The sequence below is a fragment of the Clostridium fessum genome, from assembly GCF_027698965.1.
GTDB classification, from domain to species: Bacteria; Bacillota; Clostridia; order Lachnospirales; family Lachnospiraceae; genus Otoolea; species Otoolea fessa.
The window spans coordinates 48,233-64,432 of the sequence record NZ_JAQEQF010000001.1 but is presented as its reverse complement, the minus strand read 5'-3'; the positions used below and the strand labels follow the sequence as shown (position 1 = coordinate 64,432).

Sequence of the window (16,200 nt, the reverse complement as noted above, 5' to 3'; positions counted from 1 at the left end):
ATAGAACCGCGCACGAGACGCAGGTTGAACTTAGAGAGAACCTGCCGAGTAGGAAGAGAGGAAGCACCATGCTCAATGTCGCGCTGAAAGACTCGCTCGTTTCGCAGGTGCGCTTTAACACTAAGCTCGTGAGGAACCTCGCTAAGTGTTCAATGCGAGTACCTAAGATCTAATGAATGGCTCCCGCGGCTCCCCGCCGGAGCAGATATTAAGGAGGGAAGTAACGTGCCACGTAAAGGACATACTCAGAAAAGAGACGTATTAGCGGATCCGCTGTACAACAATAAGGTTGTTACTAAATTAATCAACAACATCATGCTGGACGGCAAAAAGGGCGTTGCTCAGAAGATCGTATACGGCGCGTTTGATCGTGTCGCTGCAGAATCCGGTAAGGAAGCTGTAGAGGTTTTCGAAGAGGCAATGAACAACATCATGCCGGTTCTGGAAGTTAAGGCAAAACGTATCGGTGGTGCTACCTATCAGGTACCGATCGAGGTTAAGCCGGAAAGAAGACAGGCTCTTGCACTTCGCTGGATCACTCTGTACTCCCGTAAGAGAGGCGAGAAGACTCAGGAAGAGAGACTGGCAAAAGAGATTCTGGATGCAGCTAACAACACTGGTGCATCTGTGAAGAAGAAAGAAGATATGCATAAGATGGCAGAGGCTAACAAGGCATTTGCTCATTACAGATTCTAATAGGAGGAAAAAGCTTTGGCTGGAAGAGAATATCCGTTAGAGAGAACCAGAAATATTGGTATTATGGCTCATATCGATGCTGGTAAGACTACCACTACTGAGCGTATTCTGTATTATACTGGTGTTAACTATAAGATCGGTGATACTCATGAAGGTACTGCTACCATGGACTGGATGGCTCAGGAGCAGGAGAGAGGTATTACCATCACTTCTGCAGCGACAACCTGTCACTGGACTCTGCAGGAAAACTGCAAACCGAAACCAGGCGCTCTGGAGCATCGTATCAACATCATCGATACTCCAGGACACGTTGACTTCACGGTTGAGGTTGAGCGTTCCCTGCGTGTACTGGACGGTGCTGTAGGTGTATTCTGTGCTAAGGGTGGTGTAGAGCCGCAGTCTGAGAACGTATGGCGTCAGGCTGATACCTACAATGTACCGCGTATGGCATTCATCAACAAGATGGATATCCTGGGTGCAAACTTCTATGGCTGTGTAGAGCAGATCAAGACCAGACTTGGTAAGAATGCTATCTGTTTACAGCTTCCGATCGGCAAGGAAGATGATTTCAAGGGAATTATCGACCTGTTCGAGATGAAAGCATACATCTACAATGATGATAAGGGTGAGGACATTAGCATCCTTGATATCCCGGAGGATATGAAGGATGACGCTGAGCTTTACCACACCGAGCTGGTAGAGAAGATCTGCGAGCTGGACGACGATCTGATGATGGCTTACCTTGAGGGGGAAGAGCCGTCTGTAGATGAGTTAAAGAAAGTATTAAGAAAAGCAACCTGCGAGTGTCAGGCAATCCCGGTATGCTGTGGTACTGCATACAGAAATAAGGGTGTTCAGAAGCTCCTGGATGCAATCATCGAGTTCATGCCGTCTCCGCTTGACATCCCGCCGATCAAGGGTGTTGACCTGGATGGCAACGAGACTGTAAGACATTCTTCCGACGAAGAGCCGTTCTCTGCTCTTGTATTCAAGATCATGACCGACCCGTTCGTAGGTAAGCTGGCTTACTTCCGTGTGTACTCAGGTGTTATGAACTCCGGTTCATACGTACTGAATGCAACAAAGGACAAAAAAGAGCGTGTTGGACGTATCCTTCAGATGCATGCCAACAAGCGTCACGAGCTGGAAAAGGTTTACTCCGGTGATATCGCAGCAGCGATCGGATTCAAGTTCTCCACCACAGGTGATACTATCTGTGATGAGCAGCATCCGGTAATCCTGGAGTCCATGGAGTTCCCGGAGCCGGTTATCGACATCGCTATCGAGCCGAAGACCAAAGCTGGTCAGGACAAGATGGGCGAGGCTCTTGCAAAACTGGCAGAGGAGGATCCGACCTTCCGTGCTTATACAAACAAAGAGACTGGTCAGACAATCATCGCTGGTATGGGCGAGCTCCATCTGGAGATTATCGTAGACCGTCTGCTTCGTGAGTTCCACGTTGAAGCTAACGTAGGTGCTCCGCAGGTAGCTTACAAAGAGACCTTCACAAAGGCTGTAGATGTAGACAGCAAGTATGCAAAACAGTCTGGTGGTCGTGGTCAGTACGGTCACTGTAAGGTACACTTCACTCCGATGGATCCGAACGGCGAAGAGACCTTCAAGTTTGAGTCCAGCGTTGTCGGCGGTGCTATCCCGAAAGAGTACATCCCGGCTGTAGGCGAAGGTATCGAAGAGGCTGCTAAGGCAGGTATCCTCGGCGGATTCCCGGTACTCGGCGTTCACGCTGACGTATACGATGGTTCCTACCATGAGGTCGACTCTTCTGAGATGGCTTTCCATATCGCAGGTTCCATGGCATTCAAGGATGCTATGCGTAAAGGTAACCCGGTACTGCTTGAGCCGATCATGAAGGTTGAGGTAACCATGCCGGAAGAGTATATGGGTGATATCATCGGTGATATCAACTCTCGTCGTGGTCGTATCGAGGGTATGGAAGACATCGGCGGCGGCAAGCTGGTTAAGGCTTATGTTCCGCTGGCAGAGATGTTCGGTTATTCTACCGACCTTCGTTCCAGAACTCAGGGACGTGGTAACTACTCCATGTTCTTTGAGAAATATGAGCAGGTTCCGAAGAGCGTTCAGGAGAAAGTTCTTGCTGGAAAAGCTGAGAAATAATTAAAAATGTAACTATATTGCCTTTTCCGGGCAGATAACTGCCCGGAAAAGCAATATTAGGCTTGAAAAAACGGCTCTAATCGAATATAATTAGAGTCAGCCTAACATAAATTGAGATACCCGTATTGGGTGTAAATTAAGGAGGACGTCTTAAAATGGCAAAAGCAAAGTTTGAAAGAACTAAACCGCATTGTAACATTGGTACTATCGGACACGTAGACCATGGTAAAACAACCCTGACAGCAGCTATCACAAAAGTTCTGGCTGCAAGAGTAGCTGGTAACACAGCTGAGAACTTCGAGGATATCGATAAAGCTCCGGAAGAGAGAGAGCGTGGTATTACTATCTCTACTGCACACGTTGAGTATCAGACAGAGAAGAGACATTACGCACACGTTGACTGCCCAGGACATGCTGACTACGTTAAGAACATGATCACTGGTGCTGCTCAGATGGATGGCGCTATTCTGGTTGTAGCTGCTACCGATGGTGTTATGGCTCAGACAAGAGAGCACATCCTGCTTTCCCGTCAGGTAGGCGTACCGTACATCGTAGTATTCATGAACAAGTGCGATATGGTAGACGATCCGGAACTGCTTGAGCTGGTTGAGATGGAGATCAGAGACCTGCTGAACGAGTACGAGTTCCCGGGCGATGACACACCGATCATCCAGGGTTCTGCTCTGAAGGCTCTTGAAGATCCGAACGGCGAGTGGGGCGACAAGATCATGGAGCTCATGGACGCTGTAGATTCCTACATTCCGGATCCGGTACGTGCTACAGATAAGCCGTTCCTGATGCCGATCGAGGACGTATTCACCATCACAGGTCGTGGTACTGTTGCTACCGGCCGTGTTGAGCGTGGTACTCTGAAACTGAACGATGAGGTTGAGATCGTTGGTATTCACGAGGAGACTCGTAAGACTGTTGTAACTGGTATCGAGATGTTCCGTAAGCTGCTTGATCAGGCTGAGGCTGGTGATAACATCGGTGCTCTGCTTCGTGGTGTTCAGAGAACTGACATCCAGCGTGGTCAGTGTCTGGTTAAACCGGGCTCTGTAAAATGCCATAAGAAATTTACTGCTCAGGTTTACGTTCTGACAAAAGACGAGGGTGGTCGTCATACTCCGTTCTTCAACAACTATCGTCCGCAGTTCTACTTCAGAACCACTGACGTTACAGGTGTTTGCGAGTTACCGGCTGGTACCGAGATGTGTATGCCGGGCGACAACGTAGAGATGACTGTAGAGCTGATTCATCCGGTAGCTATGGAGCAGGGTCTTCGTTTCGCTATCCGTGAGGGCGGTCGTACAGTAGGATCTGGTAGAGTTGCTACTATCATCGAGTAATCAATGAATTAAACAAAGGTGCTTCTTGTATGTGCAGCAGGCAAGAAGATGTACCGTATATATAATATAAAGTCGCTTCCAGGAAGCGCATTGTGTCCAGACGTAAGAGATACCCCGGAACCGTAAGGTTTCCGGGGTTTTTCTGTTGTTTCATAGGAAATTGCGTTCTATGAAACAACAAACGCTCCGCGAGGATGCATACTCGCGCGAAGCAGAAACATGTCGCAAGCGACCGCGCGAGACGCCCGAATGCGTCAAGGTACATTCTTTTTCACAGAATTTCAGCCTTTTACGCATTGTCGGTTGCCAGAAGTCCGGCGGCACGCAGGTTGGCAAGAAGTTCATTGAAGCGTTCAACGACATCTTCAGCACTTGTTGCATCTGCGACGGGAGCAGCGGCGGTAACGGTGGCGGCGGGACCGGTAGGACCTGTAGCGCCGGTAGGACCCGTTGCGCCGGTAGCTCCTGTAGCGCCGACAGCTCCTGCAGCGCCGGTAGGACCTGTAGCGCCAGTCGGACCCGCAGCGCCGGTAGCTCCTGTAGCGCCAGTTGGGCCGGTAGCGCCGTCAGCCCCGGTCGGCCCAGTCGGACCCGCAGCCCCGTCAGCGCCAGCCGGCCCAGTCGGACCCGCAGCCCCGTCAGCGCCAGCCGGCCCAGTCGGACCCGCAGCCCCGTCAGCGCCAGCCGGCCCAGTCGGACCCGCAGCCCCGTCAGCGCCAGCCGGCCCAGTCGGACCCGCAGCCCCGTCAGCGCCAGCCGGCCCAGTCGGACCCGCAGCCCCGTCAGCGCCAGCCGGCCCAGTCGGACCCGCAGCCCCGTCAGCGCCAGCCGGCCCAGTCGGACCCGCAGCCCCGTCAGCGCCAGCCGGCCCAGTCGGACCCGCAGCCCCGTCAGCGCCAGCCGGCCCAGTCGGACCCGCAGCCCCGTCAGCGCCAGCCGGCCCAGTCGGACCCGCAGCCCCGTCAGCGCCAGCCGGCCCAGTCGGACCCGCAGCCCCGTCAGCGCCAGCCGGCCCAGTCGGACCCGCAGCCCCGTCAGCGCCAGCCGGCCCAGTCGGACCCGCAGCCCCGTCAGCGCCAGCCGGCCCAGTCGGACCCGCAGCCCCGTCAGCGCCAGCCGGCCCAGTCGGACCCGCAGCCCCGTCAGCGCCAGCCGGCCCAGTCGGACCCGCAGCCCCGTCAGCGCCAGCCGGCCCAGTCGGACCCGTAGCGCCCGCAGCCCCGTCAGCGCCAGCCGGCCCAGCCGGACCCGCAGCGCCGGTAGCGCCGGTCGGCCCAGTCGGACCAACAGCCCCGGTAGTGCCGGTCGGCCCAGCTGGACCCGCAGGACCGGTAGCGCCGGTCGGCCCGGTCGGCCCGGTCGGACCAGTCGGCCCAGCCGGACCCGTAGCGCCGTCCAGTCCATCGAGTCCGGCAGCACCAGTGGGACCGACAGGTCCGATCGGTCCGGGGCAGCCGCGTGGTCCTATGGGACCGGGACGACAGCAGTTGTAGGGTTCAAAAGAACCGGGACAGCCGCGATCGCGTCCGCAGCGCCCATAGCCGTTATTTTCATAGTCACTATCATCAAAATAGTAGGGAAAATTACATGAATGACGAAACATAAAAAACTCCTTTCCAGATTTAGGACATCCATCCTGATGTAGTATATGTGTGCGATGAAAGAGATGTGCATTAGCAGAAAAGGGCTGGGAAATTGAGGGCTGGGAACTGTGGAATATTATAAGTGTGGAAGACGGTAAGAATGAATGTAGGAAGTGTGGATGCCGCTGGATGGAACGACTCCCAGTCCGCTGCTCAGACCACTGCAGAGGTCGGAGAGAATGTCACAAGATAGGTAATCCGTTTGTTTTATGGTTTGAGGATATGGTTTGAAAGTATTCTTCATTTGTCAAAACCGCCGGAGAATCCGGGCGGATTTTTTTTGTTTCCTTATGATAATATAGTGCCTTATCATAGTTTCCCATCCGATCATAGCAGACGCAGAGCTGGATTAAAGGAATGAAATCATAGTAATCGGCTTCGATAAAGGCATTTGGATGATATTCTGGTCGGTCTTTGAGGGCAAGCTGGTACCAGAAAACAGCCTGGGAAATTTCTCCGAGGGAAAGTTTCAACCGTCCGATCTCACAGCAAGTTTTAGCACGTGGGCGGTCGTAGAGGAAACTCTGGAACAGAGAAAGCTGGCTGGCAGCCGTATTTCTGAGCATTTCATGGCAGCGCGCCAGAAGCAGACAGGCATCTGTCTTATTTTCATACCATCCGGCCGGTTCGTTCAGGAAATATTCCAGAACCGGACGGGCTTTTTCATATTGTTTGTGGTCGATGAGTTCGCGGGCGTAGTAGTATTGATGGCGTGGATCGAGCAGTTCGCCGTCCGCAAGCATTGTTTCATAGATTTTCAGGTTACGGTCAGAATGGGTGAGAGCAGAAGCAGGCTTTCGGTGTTCGATCTGAATAGGAGAATAGAGAATTCTGCCGCGTGGCGCGATGGCTTCGTGGACGCGTCCTTTCCAGCGAAAATGCCGGTCCGTTCGCAGAATCCGTTCGCGATCGTAGGTAAATGCAGGTGTGCCGTCCGGCTGGAATCCAGCGATGTATTTCATCATGACAACGTCGGGCTGCGGGGATTTGCTTAAAGTTTCTTTCAACTTTAAAATCGATGTAATCGATTCGGCGGGAACGACATCGTCGGCGTCGAGCCACATCCAGTATTCGGTTGTGACCTTTTCACAGATGAAATTGCGCGCGGCGGCGAAATCATCGTTCCACGGGTAGTGATAAATATGTTTGGTGTATTGCCGGGCGATTTCTACAGTTCGATCGGTGGAACCGGTGTCGGCGACGAGGATTTCATCCGCAAATTGTATGGCAGATGCTAAAACACGCGTCAAAACGGCTTCTTCATTTTTGACGATCATACATAGGCTGAGGCGGATCATGGGATCTCCAAAATCAATATCAAATTGATATTAATATATGAAAGAAGTTTTTAGATGTGTACAGACATTATATATATAATTATATAAGGATAAACAGGAGAAAAGTAACGTACTTTTCTCCTGAAATGATGGCTGCAATTCACGCTGCGCTATTTAACAGCACTTGAAAAAAATATTATAGAGCTTCGAAAAAAGCATCGGTCAATTTCTGTATATTCAGATACGGGTTCTCATAATCAAAACTACGCATCCGTCCCTTGGCAGCCAGAACACCGAGCTGGATCGGCTCAGCGATATCCGAATTGAGCCGATCATCGAGCATACCGCTGATGAAACCGCCGGCAAAGGAATCACCGGCGCCGGTATCGTTGTTTAGCTGGTACTGGTAGAGCTTTTTGTGGCGGACTGTGCGGATCTGACATACGCCGTCCTTAAAATGGATCAGCTCATGGCGGTCATCGTGCTTGACAATGAGGGTGCGGGTGGGATCCGGGTTGATCGCAGAAAAATACTCACAGAGGTTCGCGTAGAGCGGACGGGCGCTGCGGGCATTGAAGCCGAGGTTTTTCTTTTCGGATTTATTTAAGAAAACATAATCGGCATATGCGATCAGTGGCTGTAAGCGCTCACGGCGCAGCGATGTATACTCAAAACCAGGATCCATGCTGATTTTCATGGCAGGATTTAAATGTTTTGCCTGGATGACCGATTGCATGATTGCCTCGAATTGGTCGAAATCAGACAGGGATGACAGGTGGATCCAGCGGGCCTGCGCGAGGTACTCCGCCAGTGTGGTTCCCGTCCGGGCTTCCTGTTCATGGATGCGGTCTAAGAGAGTGTTGTTGGCACACGGCGCGATCTTGATGCAATTGCGCGTGTGATTATAAAGGCGGACAATCGATTTGGCAATCGCTTTGGAATATGGATCGTCGAAGCGCTCGCGCGTGGTAAACAGCCAGTCACGGTTATCCAGGTGCGCCAGCTCGGCGTCAATGTCATTTGTCTTGCCGAAGCGCAGATCGAATGGACTGGGCGTGCCGCACACGCCGACGTAAGCGACCTGCAGGTTAGGGAGAATATGCTTTGCCACTTTCAGGGTGATGAAAGCAGAACCGCCGATCTGGGTTGTGTATTCCTTGCCTTTTATCGCCAGCTCCTGAATATCGTTTTCCACATCGGAAATCGGGTTGCTTAAGTTCTCGTCGCCTCCACCGGCGGATGTCTCCACCAGATCGAGCCCGGTGCAGTGAAACATATAGTCATAATTGATAGCGCCAATGCAAATAATATCTAAACCTGCCATGAGATTCTACCTCTTTTGTCCGTGTATTTTTTAGTATTTAAAATGAAGAGCGGTGCGGGATTTTTGCTTTTTCAGCAGGATCTCGCACCAGCACCATTTACAGAATATAACACGGTTTTTCGTTTGTCAAATAAAATGTAAAATTAGTGTAAAAAAGACGCGGAAAAGTGCCGAAAAGCCTTTATTTATAAGAAAAAACTACATTTTTTATTAGAGAAAATAAAGAAAAAAGATGGGGAGAAAGAGTGGAAAATGAGAATGGGAAAATAGGGGAGATGGAGAAAAAGGGAATGGAAAAGTGCGGATGGACAGCGGGTGAAATGTTCAGTATAATTTGATGGAATAGAGATAGAATGGACAGGAAACGAAGGGAGGAGAGTGCGATAAAAGATCGAATCAAGGAAAAGCAGAATGAGAAATCAGAGGGGATGGAAAGAGTGGTTTTAACCCGCCTCCATCTCAGCGCCTCCGCCCTTAAATATTTAGCACTCCTGGCGATGACGGCAGACCACATTGCGGTGATCTGCAGACCGGTTCCGGGATTCCGGACATTTGGGGATCTGGCGTTTCCATTGTTCGCCTTTTTATTAGTAGAAGGTTTTTTTCACACGCGGGATCGCAGATGTTATGGACGGAGGCTGCTTTTGGCGGCGGTTGTGTCGGAGATTCCGTATGATCTGGCATTTTCCGGACGGTGGATGGATGCACAGCACCAGAATGTCTGCCTGACCTTTTTTCTGGCGCTGGTTGCGATGGAGCTGTTAGAGCGGTATGGAAACGGTATCTGGGAGAAGCTGGTGCTAACGGCAGTGTTCTGTACGCTGACAGAAGCGGCGGGAGCAGACGGCGGCGCATGGGGGATGGGAATGGTGCTGGCATTCTATTTTTGTGTAATAGGAAATTCCTTGGAATTCCCTATTACACAAAAAGGCACTAACGTGCCAAGGAACATTCTTTTTCATGAGAAAACGGCAGGGGTGTTTATGAAGATAATCGTTGCCGTCCTCATCGGAGCGTTCGCGTGGCAGGAACCCCTCTGGGTGCTGGCGCTCACGGCTGTCTGCTTCATGTTATATGATGGCTCCAGAGGTCGGAGCAGATTTCGTTCCTTCTTTTATGTCTATTATCCGGCGCATCTTTTGACGCTGTATTTTGTGGGAAAATGGCTGGGATGACTTTTATCCTATGGGAATTTTTGACAATTTTCGGGCGTAAAACACGCCCTTTTTTTATTTCCAGGTCAGGCAAAAAAACTTGACAATAAAGTTAGCATGTGCTAACCTTATGTACGGGTTAGGAGAAACTAATGAAAATTAGTCTCATCTAATGAAAATTAGCTCTCTCTAACAACTGTTAGCAGGCACTAATGAAAATTAATGTACGCGAATCAATTAGATTACCGGCAGATGAAAACAGCCGTTTCCGCCAAGTGAGACATCATGACGGGCAGAAGGTGGAAAAACAGAGGAAGGAGAATCGTATGCAGGGAGCAATGCCGATTTCGATGGCAACCGTAGGAACCGCCTATACGATCAAAAAGATCAGCGGAAACACAGAGGTTCGTTCTCATTTAAAATCCATGGGATTTAACGAGGGAACCGAAGTAAAATTGATAACCCAGCTGGACGGAGACGTGATTATTCACGTAAAGGAGTCCAGAGTGGCTATAAATAAGGATCAGGCAAGACACATTCTGGTCTAAGACAAGGGAATGGGGATATTCCGGAGCAGGTTGTATGGTAGAAAAGCAGACGGAATCCCGAGTAAAAAATTGGAATGGTTAGGAGGAACAGAGAATGACGCTTAAAGATGCACAGGTTGGATCTACCGTCAAAGTTGTCAAGATTCATGGCGAAGGCGCATACAAACGCCGCATCATGGATATGGGCATCACGAAGGGAAGCGAGATTTTTATTCGAAAAGTAGCTCCGCTGGGCGACCCGGTAGAGGTTACGATTCGTGGATATGAGCTTTCACTTCGTAAAGCCGATGCTGAGTGCGTAGATGTTCAGACAGTTTAATAAGTTTGATTAAAAAAGCAGGAGGATGAAAAATGGCAATTCATATTGCTTTGGCGGGTAACCCGAACTGCGGTAAAACAACCATGTTTAACGCACTGACGGGTGCAAACCAGTATGTAGGTAACTGGCCGGGTGTTACAGTTGAGAAGAAAACCGGTAAATTAAAAGATGCTTCGGGAGAAGAGGTAAATGTAACGGACCTTCCAGGAGTTTATTCCCTTTCTCCGTATACACTGGAGGAAGTTGTAACCCGTGATTTTATCTTAAAAGAGAATCCGGATGTCATCGTAGACTTAGTCGATGCAACCAACATTGAGCGTAACCTGTATCTGACCACACAGCTGATCGAGACAGGTATTCCGGTTGTTATCGCTTTAAATATGTGCGATCTTCTGAAGAAGAACGGCATCAACATTGATGTAAAGGCACTGTCCAAGAAACTTGGCTGCCCGATCATTGAGACTTCCGCGCTGAAGAAAACCGGTCTAAAGGAAGTTATTGCAGAGGCAATCAAAGTTGCAAAGAGCCATGCAACAGGCACTGTAAGCGCTATTTTCGAGGGCAGCGTAGAGGATAAAGTAAGCGCAATCGAGGCAGAGCTTCCGTCCAGCATTCCGGAAGCAGAGAAGAGATGGTACGCAATCAAAGTTCTCGAGAATGACAGCAAGGTTGTAGAGCAGCTTGGTCTTAGTGCAGACAACCGTTTCTCCCGTTACACCAAGGAGCTGGAGAAAGAGTTTGATGATGACGCTGAGTCCGTTATCACTGACCAGAGATATGTATACATCCAGAAGGTTATCGAGGAGACCGTAAAGAAACCGGCTCAGAAGATGAGTCTTTCGGATAAGATCGATAGCATCGTAACCAACCGTTTACTTGGTATTCCGATCTTTGTTCTTGTTATGTGGGCGGTTTACTATGTATCCGTTACTACCGTTGGTACATTCGTAACAGACTGGACCAATGATACATTTGTTGGCGCAATTCAGGGCTGGGCTGGCGATGCACTGGCAGCAGCAGGCGCTTCTGACCTGATTGTAAGCCTTGTAGTGGATGGTATCATCGGCGGTGTTGGTGCCGTTCTTGGTTTCGTTCCGCAGATGGCTATCCTGTTCCTCTTCCTTTCCATTCTGGAAGATTGTGGTTACATGGTACGTATCGCATTCGTTATGGACCGTGTATTCCGTCACTTCGGACTGTCCGGTAAGAGCTTCATCCCGCTGCTGATTTCCTCTGGCTGCGGTGTTCCAGGTATCATGGCGTCCAAGACCATCGAGCAGGACAACGACAGACGTCTTACCATCATGACAGCAACCTTCGTTCCGTGTGGTGCGAAGCTGCCGGTTATCGCTCTGATGGGCGGCGTTATGGCTGGTTATATGAGCGGCGACATGGATCTGGCTACTATGATGGCTCCGATCATGTACTTTGTAGGTATCGCTGCGGTTCTTGTATCCGCGATCATGTTAAAGAAGACCAAACCGTTCTCCGGCAAACCAGCTCCGTTCGTTATGGAGCTTCCGGCGTACCACATTCCGTCCGCTAAGACCGTTCTCCTTCATGTTTGGGAGCGTCTGAAGGGATTCATCATCAAGGCTGGTACAATCCTGTTCCTGGCTTGCGTTGTTATGTGGTTCCTGTCCTCCTTCGGATTTGTAGACGGTGGATTTGGTCTGGTAGAAGAATCTGCTGATTCTATCCTGGCTATGCTGGGCGGCGCTATCGCAATCCTGTTCCGTCCGCTTGGTTTCGGCGAGTGGCAGCCGGTTGCAGCTTCCATCACTGGTTTCACAGCAAAAGAGGCTATCGTTTCCACCATGGGCGTTCTGGCAAATGTATCCGAGGATCTGTCTGAGGAGACCGATGTCGTAGCAGCAGCAATCCAGACATGGTTCCCGACAACCATCGCAGCCTTTACATTCCTGCTGTTCAACCTGCTTGACTCTCCGTGTCTGGCAGCTATCGCAACGATGGCACAGCAGCTCCAGTCCAGAAAATGGTTCTGGTTCGCTATCCTGTATCAGAATCTCTTCGCTTACGCTGTATCCCTGATTGTATATCAGTTAGGTGGTCTGGTACTTGGCGCAGTTGCATTCAACGTATGGACTATCGTGGCAGCAGTCCTTTTGGTATTCATGCTCTTCATGCTGTTCCGTCCGGATCCATACAAGGATCAGAAGAGCTACACAAGAAGCTCTGTAGAGGCAGCTTCATAAGTTAGTTTCTAAATGAAAAATAAAACAGGTTCTGCCGTCCGGCCGGTGGTTTTGCGTTTCCGCTGACCGGGCATCGGCAGGTGCCTGTAATCATAAGTGATAAAATTAATCCTTTATAAGGCTGCCTCGGATAGCAGAATGAAAGTCTGCTGTTTGGAGGCAGTTTTATTCGATTTCAAAAAAGAAAAGGAGAAAGCATAGATGGGAGATTCATCCGGATCCATGTTTTATGGTGTGATTGGTTTTCTGGTAGTTTATTTTGTAGGATATTTTATCTGCCGTGTGTATGATAAAATAAAAAAGATACTCCGAAGCCATTCATCGAAAAGTCAGAGAAGAGAGGACGATAACGTATGAGACCGATTGATATTGGAATTTTAATTGTAGTAGCGATTTTGCTTTTGCTGGCATTACGTTCGGCGATCCGTCATTACACGGGAAAAGGCGGCGGATGCTGCGGATGCTCCGGTGGAAGCTGCGGTTCCTGCGGCAGCGATGGGAATGCTGGTGCGCGCGGCGAAGATCTTTCCAAGAAAGCGGTTACAGCGGGTACCCCGTCCAAGATCATGCGGATCGAGGGTATGCACTGTGCAAACTGCAAGAAATCCGTTGAAAAAGCCCTGACCGCCCAGAACGGCGTCATCCGTGCAGATGCGGACGTAGACAGAGGCATTGCCCGCGTGTTCTATGAGAATGGCGTGGACGATGCGAAGCTGCAGGAAGCGGTTGAAAAAGAGGGATTTGTGGTTAAGAATATTGAGACGGTTGTCTAAGAGAAAAAGTGTGATCCTGTTCTGGTGTTACTGTTCACGCAAACGTGCCCAGTAACGGAATTTGCCGTGGCTTCGCATTTAAATACGGCAAATTCCTGCTGCCACCACGTTTTCTTACGGCACTTTCGGTTCCAAAAGTGCCTACCCGTGTACAGTAACGTTCTGGTTTCAGATGTGCTGGATAGGTTTATTTTGTATCGCAAAATAAAAAAACTTGTGCTATACTTGGAAAAAATGATAAAACTTATACAGAGAGGCAGAATGTATGATCAAGATTATAAAAGAGGCACAGGTTCGAAGCGAGGAAGATAACCGGAATCTGCGGGAGACCGTGGCAGGGATTATTGGTGAGATCCGGGGGCGCGGGGATGCGGCTCTGAAGGAGTACAATGAGAAGTTTGACGGATGTACCCGTGAATCGCTGCGGGTCAGCCGGGAGGAGATTGATGCGGCTTATAAGGAGCTGGGCGAGCAGGAGCTGGCGGATCTGAAAGCGGCGCATCACAATATTGAGGCATTTGCGAACGCGCAGAGGCAGACCGTGAAACCCCTTGACAATTTCAGCCCGGAGCCGGGAGTCTTTTTAGGACACCGCATCATTCCGGTGGAGTCCTGCTGCTGTTATGTGCCGGGCGGCAATTATCCGCTGTATTCGACGGCACTGATGTTAGCGACTCCGGCGAAGGCAGCGGGAGTAAAACGTATCACCGCCTGCTCTCCGGTAGTGCGTGGAACGGGTCATATCAATGCCAAGACGCTGGTAGCGATGGATCTGGCTGGCGTGGATGAGATCTATGCACTGGGCGGTGCACAGGCGATCGCGGCATTTTCCTATGGAACGGAGAGTATCAAGCCGGTGGATATTATTGTAGGGCCGGGTAACCGCTTCGTAACCGAGGCGAAACGTCAGTGCTACGGGCAGGTCGGCATCGACTTTGTAGCCGGGCCGAGCGAGGTCCTGGTAATCTCCGACGGAAAAGCGAGTGCGAAGGTGGTAGCGGCCGATCTGCTGGCACAGTCCGAGCATGATGTCAATGCGAAAGGCATTCTTCTGACAACGGATGAGGCATTTGGAAAGAGCGTGATTGAGGCGGTAGAGGAAGAGCTGAAGATTCTGGATACGGCAAAGATTGCGAGACAGTCCTGGGATACGTTTGGAGAGATCGGTGTGGTAGACAGCCTGGACGAGGCAGTTCAGTATGCGAATGAGTATGCACCGGAGCATCTGGAGATCAACGTGGAAGATCCGGATGCACTGATTCCGAAGCTGGTGAATTACGGTTCCCTGTTTATCGGTCAGAATACAGCGGAGGTATTTGGTGATTATGCTTCCGGAACCAACCACACACTTCCGACTCTTCGGGCGGCACGTTATACCGGCGGTGTCTGGGTTGGTACATTCTTAAAGACCTGTACCCATCAGAGCATGACCCCGGAGGCATCCGCGCGTATCGCACCGCTTGTAGCGCGTATGGCGCATGGAGAAGGATTATCTGGACATGCAGCGGCTGCGGATGCAAGAAAATAGGGAAAATAGAAAATATATAGAATAAAACCCCTCGGATGCTGCAGCATCTGGGGGTTTTGTGTTTCAAAGCATACCGCCTGCTATTCTTGTCTTTTATTCCGGATAAACCAGTCTCTCCGGACCAATTCCATCTAAGACTTCGCGCAGAAAGCGGTCAGCCAGCCAGTTTGCCATCGTCAGGTTCATATCGAGGTAGTTGCCGCAATCTTTTGCACAAGCACCCGGAACCTCGTCTTTGTAGTCACGCATGAAAGTAAAGAGCCCCTTCATCAGCGGAACGATCTCCTCGGATGTCAGGTCGCCTGCGAGAAGCAGGTAGAAGCCGGTGCGGCAGCCCATCGGTCCGAAGTAGAGGACGCGGTCTTTCCACTCTTCATTGTTGCGAAGCCAGGTGGCAGCCAGATGTTCGATGGTGTGAACTTCAGCTGTATTCATGACCGGCTCATAGTTTGGGCGTGTCATGCGGATATCAAAGGTGGTGATGACCTGATCGCCCACGCGGTCCTTGCGGGAAACATAGACACCGGGAAGCAGCTTCAGATGATCAATAGTAAAGCTGGTGATTTTATCCATGAAAAAATACCTCCTAAATCAAAAATGCCAAAATTCTTTTGACCTAACATCATTATATAAAGAGACAGGCATAAGAACAAGCACTTATTTTTTTGCAGTCTTAAAAACGCGGAAGCCAGCTACTACATTTAAAGCAAGAAATGCATAAATGCATAAAAATGCATAAATGACGTATAAAACATAAAAAAATGTATAAAAAATCTCTTGACGCATAGAACTTTACTATGCTATAATCTTTCAGAATATGAACAAGGGCGTTCATGGGCTTAGGCTCATGGACGCTTTTTCTGCATAATCAGACAATTTATAAAATGTGTCTGTAATGATGTGAAAAAAGCATCTAAGGAAAACGGATTGTAACTGTTCACAGGTAGGAATTTTCTGAACTGAAAATTCCGTACGATACAGTTCCGGCAGCAGATTTTGCCGATTTGGAATGCGTAGCATCGGCAAAATCCCGTTGCTGGGCACACGTGTGTGAACAGTAACAACGGATTTGCTCAAATGTAAGGTTATTGAGAATGAAAAAGTAAACTGCCGGAACAGACAGTAAAAAGAGCCAGCTGCCGCATACATCCTATGTAAACGGAAGCGGTAAATCGTCCAAATACAAGAAAAAGCGGTCTGGCGACGAAGCGGTTTGAGAAGGCGGGGTACGAGAGAG

Annotated in this window: 15 protein-coding genes; 11 read left to right on the top strand and 4 right to left on the bottom strand. The window is 50.0% G+C overall.

The annotated features are described in order from the left end of the window. The first annotated feature begins 225 nt into the window (after positions 1-225). From rpsG to tuf, 3 genes are all read left to right on the top strand, one after another. Positions 226-696 carry a 30S ribosomal protein S7 gene (gene rpsG / locus PG862_RS00230; RefSeq protein WP_022358473.1) on the top strand — a complete coding sequence of 157 codons (471 nt, stop codon included), beginning with the start codon at positions 226-228 and terminating at the stop codon, positions 694-696. 15 nt (positions 697-711) lie between these two features. Continuing rightward, the gene (gene fusA, locus PG862_RS00225) at positions 712-2,832 is read left to right on the top strand and encodes an elongation factor G (protein WP_107000673.1); all 2,121 of its coding nucleotides are present in this window, start codon (positions 712-714) and stop codon (positions 2,830-2,832) included. 155 nt (positions 2,833-2,987) lie between these two features. Next, a complete protein-coding gene (gene tuf / locus PG862_RS00220; protein WP_107000672.1) occupies positions 2,988-4,181 on the top strand; it encodes an elongation factor Tu in 1,194 nt (397 codons plus the stop codon). Positions 4,182-4,331: 150 nt separating this feature from the next. On the opposite strand, the gene PG862_RS00215 is transcribed toward tuf, so the two are convergent. Next, positions 4,332-5,468: a translocation/assembly module TamB domain-containing protein gene (locus PG862_RS00215; protein WP_270706159.1), complete on the bottom strand. Its 1,137-nt coding sequence runs from the start codon at positions 5,466-5,468 to the stop codon at positions 4,332-4,334. An 11-nt stretch (positions 5,469-5,479) separates the two neighbouring features. On the opposite strand from PG862_RS00215, the gene PG862_RS00210 reads away from it, so the two are divergent. Continuing rightward, positions 5,480-5,674, top strand: a complete 195-nt coding sequence (locus tag PG862_RS00210; protein ID WP_270706157.1) for a hypothetical protein — start codon at positions 5,480-5,482, stop codon at positions 5,672-5,674. A gap of 332 nt (positions 5,675-6,006) precedes the next feature. Here the strand turns inward: PG862_RS00210 and PG862_RS00205 are convergent, their stop codons facing one another. Further along, the gene (locus tag PG862_RS00205; RefSeq protein ID WP_333563173.1) at positions 6,007-7,101 is read right to left on the bottom strand and encodes a tetratricopeptide repeat-containing glycosyltransferase family 2 protein; all 1,095 of its coding nucleotides are present in this window, start codon (positions 7,099-7,101) and stop codon (positions 6,007-6,009) included. Between the two features lie 196 nt (positions 7,102-7,297). Then, positions 7,298-8,425: a carbohydrate kinase family protein gene (locus PG862_RS00200; RefSeq protein ID WP_270706153.1), complete on the bottom strand. Its 1,128-nt coding sequence runs from the start codon at positions 8,423-8,425 to the stop codon at positions 7,298-7,300. 353 nt (positions 8,426-8,778) lie between these two features. Here PG862_RS00200 and PG862_RS00195 point away from each other — a divergent pair, with 353 nt between their 5' ends. The 7 genes from PG862_RS00195 to hisD all read left to right on the top strand — a co-directional run bounded on the left by PG862_RS00195 (position 8,779) and on the right by hisD (position 14,963). Then, entirely contained in the window at positions 8,779-9,600 is an 822-nt protein-coding gene (locus tag PG862_RS00195) for a TraX family protein (RefSeq protein WP_118524391.1), read from the top strand. A gap of 191 nt (positions 9,601-9,791) precedes the next feature. Beyond that, positions 9,792-10,127 carry a FeoA family protein gene (locus tag PG862_RS00190; protein WP_242995768.1) on the top strand — a complete coding sequence of 112 codons (336 nt, stop codon included), beginning with the start codon at positions 9,792-9,794 and terminating at the stop codon, positions 10,125-10,127. A 94-nt stretch (positions 10,128-10,221) separates the two neighbouring features. Then, positions 10,222-10,446, top strand: a complete 225-nt coding sequence (locus tag PG862_RS00185) for a FeoA family protein (RefSeq protein WP_022359013.1) — start codon at positions 10,222-10,224, stop codon at positions 10,444-10,446. A gap of 32 nt (positions 10,447-10,478) precedes the next feature. Beyond that, the gene (gene feoB / locus PG862_RS00180; RefSeq protein ID WP_118538194.1) at positions 10,479-12,662 is read left to right on the top strand and encodes a ferrous iron transport protein B; all 2,184 of its coding nucleotides are present in this window, start codon (positions 10,479-10,481) and stop codon (positions 12,660-12,662) included. A gap of 201 nt (positions 12,663-12,863) precedes the next feature. After that, positions 12,864-13,019: a hypothetical protein gene (locus tag PG862_RS00175; protein ID WP_022359011.1), complete on the top strand. Its 156-nt coding sequence runs from the start codon at positions 12,864-12,866 to the stop codon at positions 13,017-13,019. Beyond that, entirely contained in the window at positions 13,016-13,435 is a 420-nt protein-coding gene (locus PG862_RS00170; RefSeq protein ID WP_107000658.1) for a heavy-metal-associated domain-containing protein, read from the top strand. The genes PG862_RS00175 and PG862_RS00170 overlap by 4 nt, the downstream gene beginning before the upstream one ends. A gap of 265 nt (positions 13,436-13,700) precedes the next feature. Then, entirely contained in the window at positions 13,701-14,963 is a 1,263-nt protein-coding gene (gene hisD / locus PG862_RS00165; protein WP_333563172.1) for a histidinol dehydrogenase, read from the top strand. 93 nt (positions 14,964-15,056) lie between these two features. Here hisD and PG862_RS00160 read toward each other — a convergent pair whose 3' ends face one another. Further along, a complete protein-coding gene (locus PG862_RS00160; protein ID WP_270706151.1) occupies positions 15,057-15,536 on the bottom strand; it encodes an S-ribosylhomocysteine lyase in 480 nt (159 codons plus the stop codon). Between the last annotated feature and the right edge of the window lie 664 nt (positions 15,537-16,200).

Excerpts from the sequence above, each read along its gene's own strand:
- PG862_RS00160 (WP_270706151.1), bottom strand. The coding sequence starts at position 15,536 with ATGGATAAAATCACCAGCTTTACTATTGATCATCTGAAGCTGCTTCCC.
- PG862_RS00205 (WP_333563173.1), bottom strand. The coding sequence starts at position 7,101 with ATGATCGTCAAAAATGAAGAAGCCGTTTTGACGCGTGTTTTAGCATCT.
- PG862_RS00175 (WP_022359011.1), top strand. The coding sequence starts at position 12,864 with ATGGGAGATTCATCCGGATCCATGTTTTATGGTGTGATTGGTTTTCTG.
- tuf (WP_107000672.1), top strand. The coding sequence starts at position 2,988 with ATGGCAAAAGCAAAGTTTGAAAGAACTAAACCGCATTGTAACATTGGT.
- hisD (WP_333563172.1), top strand. The coding sequence starts at position 13,701 with ATGATCAAGATTATAAAAGAGGCACAGGTTCGAAGCGAGGAAGATAAC.
- PG862_RS00195 (WP_118524391.1), top strand. The coding sequence starts at position 8,779 with ATGGACAGGAAACGAAGGGAGGAGAGTGCGATAAAAGATCGAATCAAG.
- feoB (WP_118538194.1), top strand. The coding sequence starts at position 10,479 with ATGGCAATTCATATTGCTTTGGCGGGTAACCCGAACTGCGGTAAAACA.
- PG862_RS00170 (WP_107000658.1), top strand. The coding sequence starts at position 13,016 with ATGAGACCGATTGATATTGGAATTTTAATTGTAGTAGCGATTTTGCTT.
- PG862_RS00190 (WP_242995768.1), top strand. The coding sequence starts at position 9,792 with ATGAAAATTAATGTACGCGAATCAATTAGATTACCGGCAGATGAAAAC.
- PG862_RS00200 (WP_270706153.1), bottom strand. The coding sequence starts at position 8,425 with ATGGCAGGTTTAGATATTATTTGCATTGGCGCTATCAATTATGACTAT.
- PG862_RS00185 (WP_022359013.1), top strand. The coding sequence starts at position 10,222 with ATGACGCTTAAAGATGCACAGGTTGGATCTACCGTCAAAGTTGTCAAG.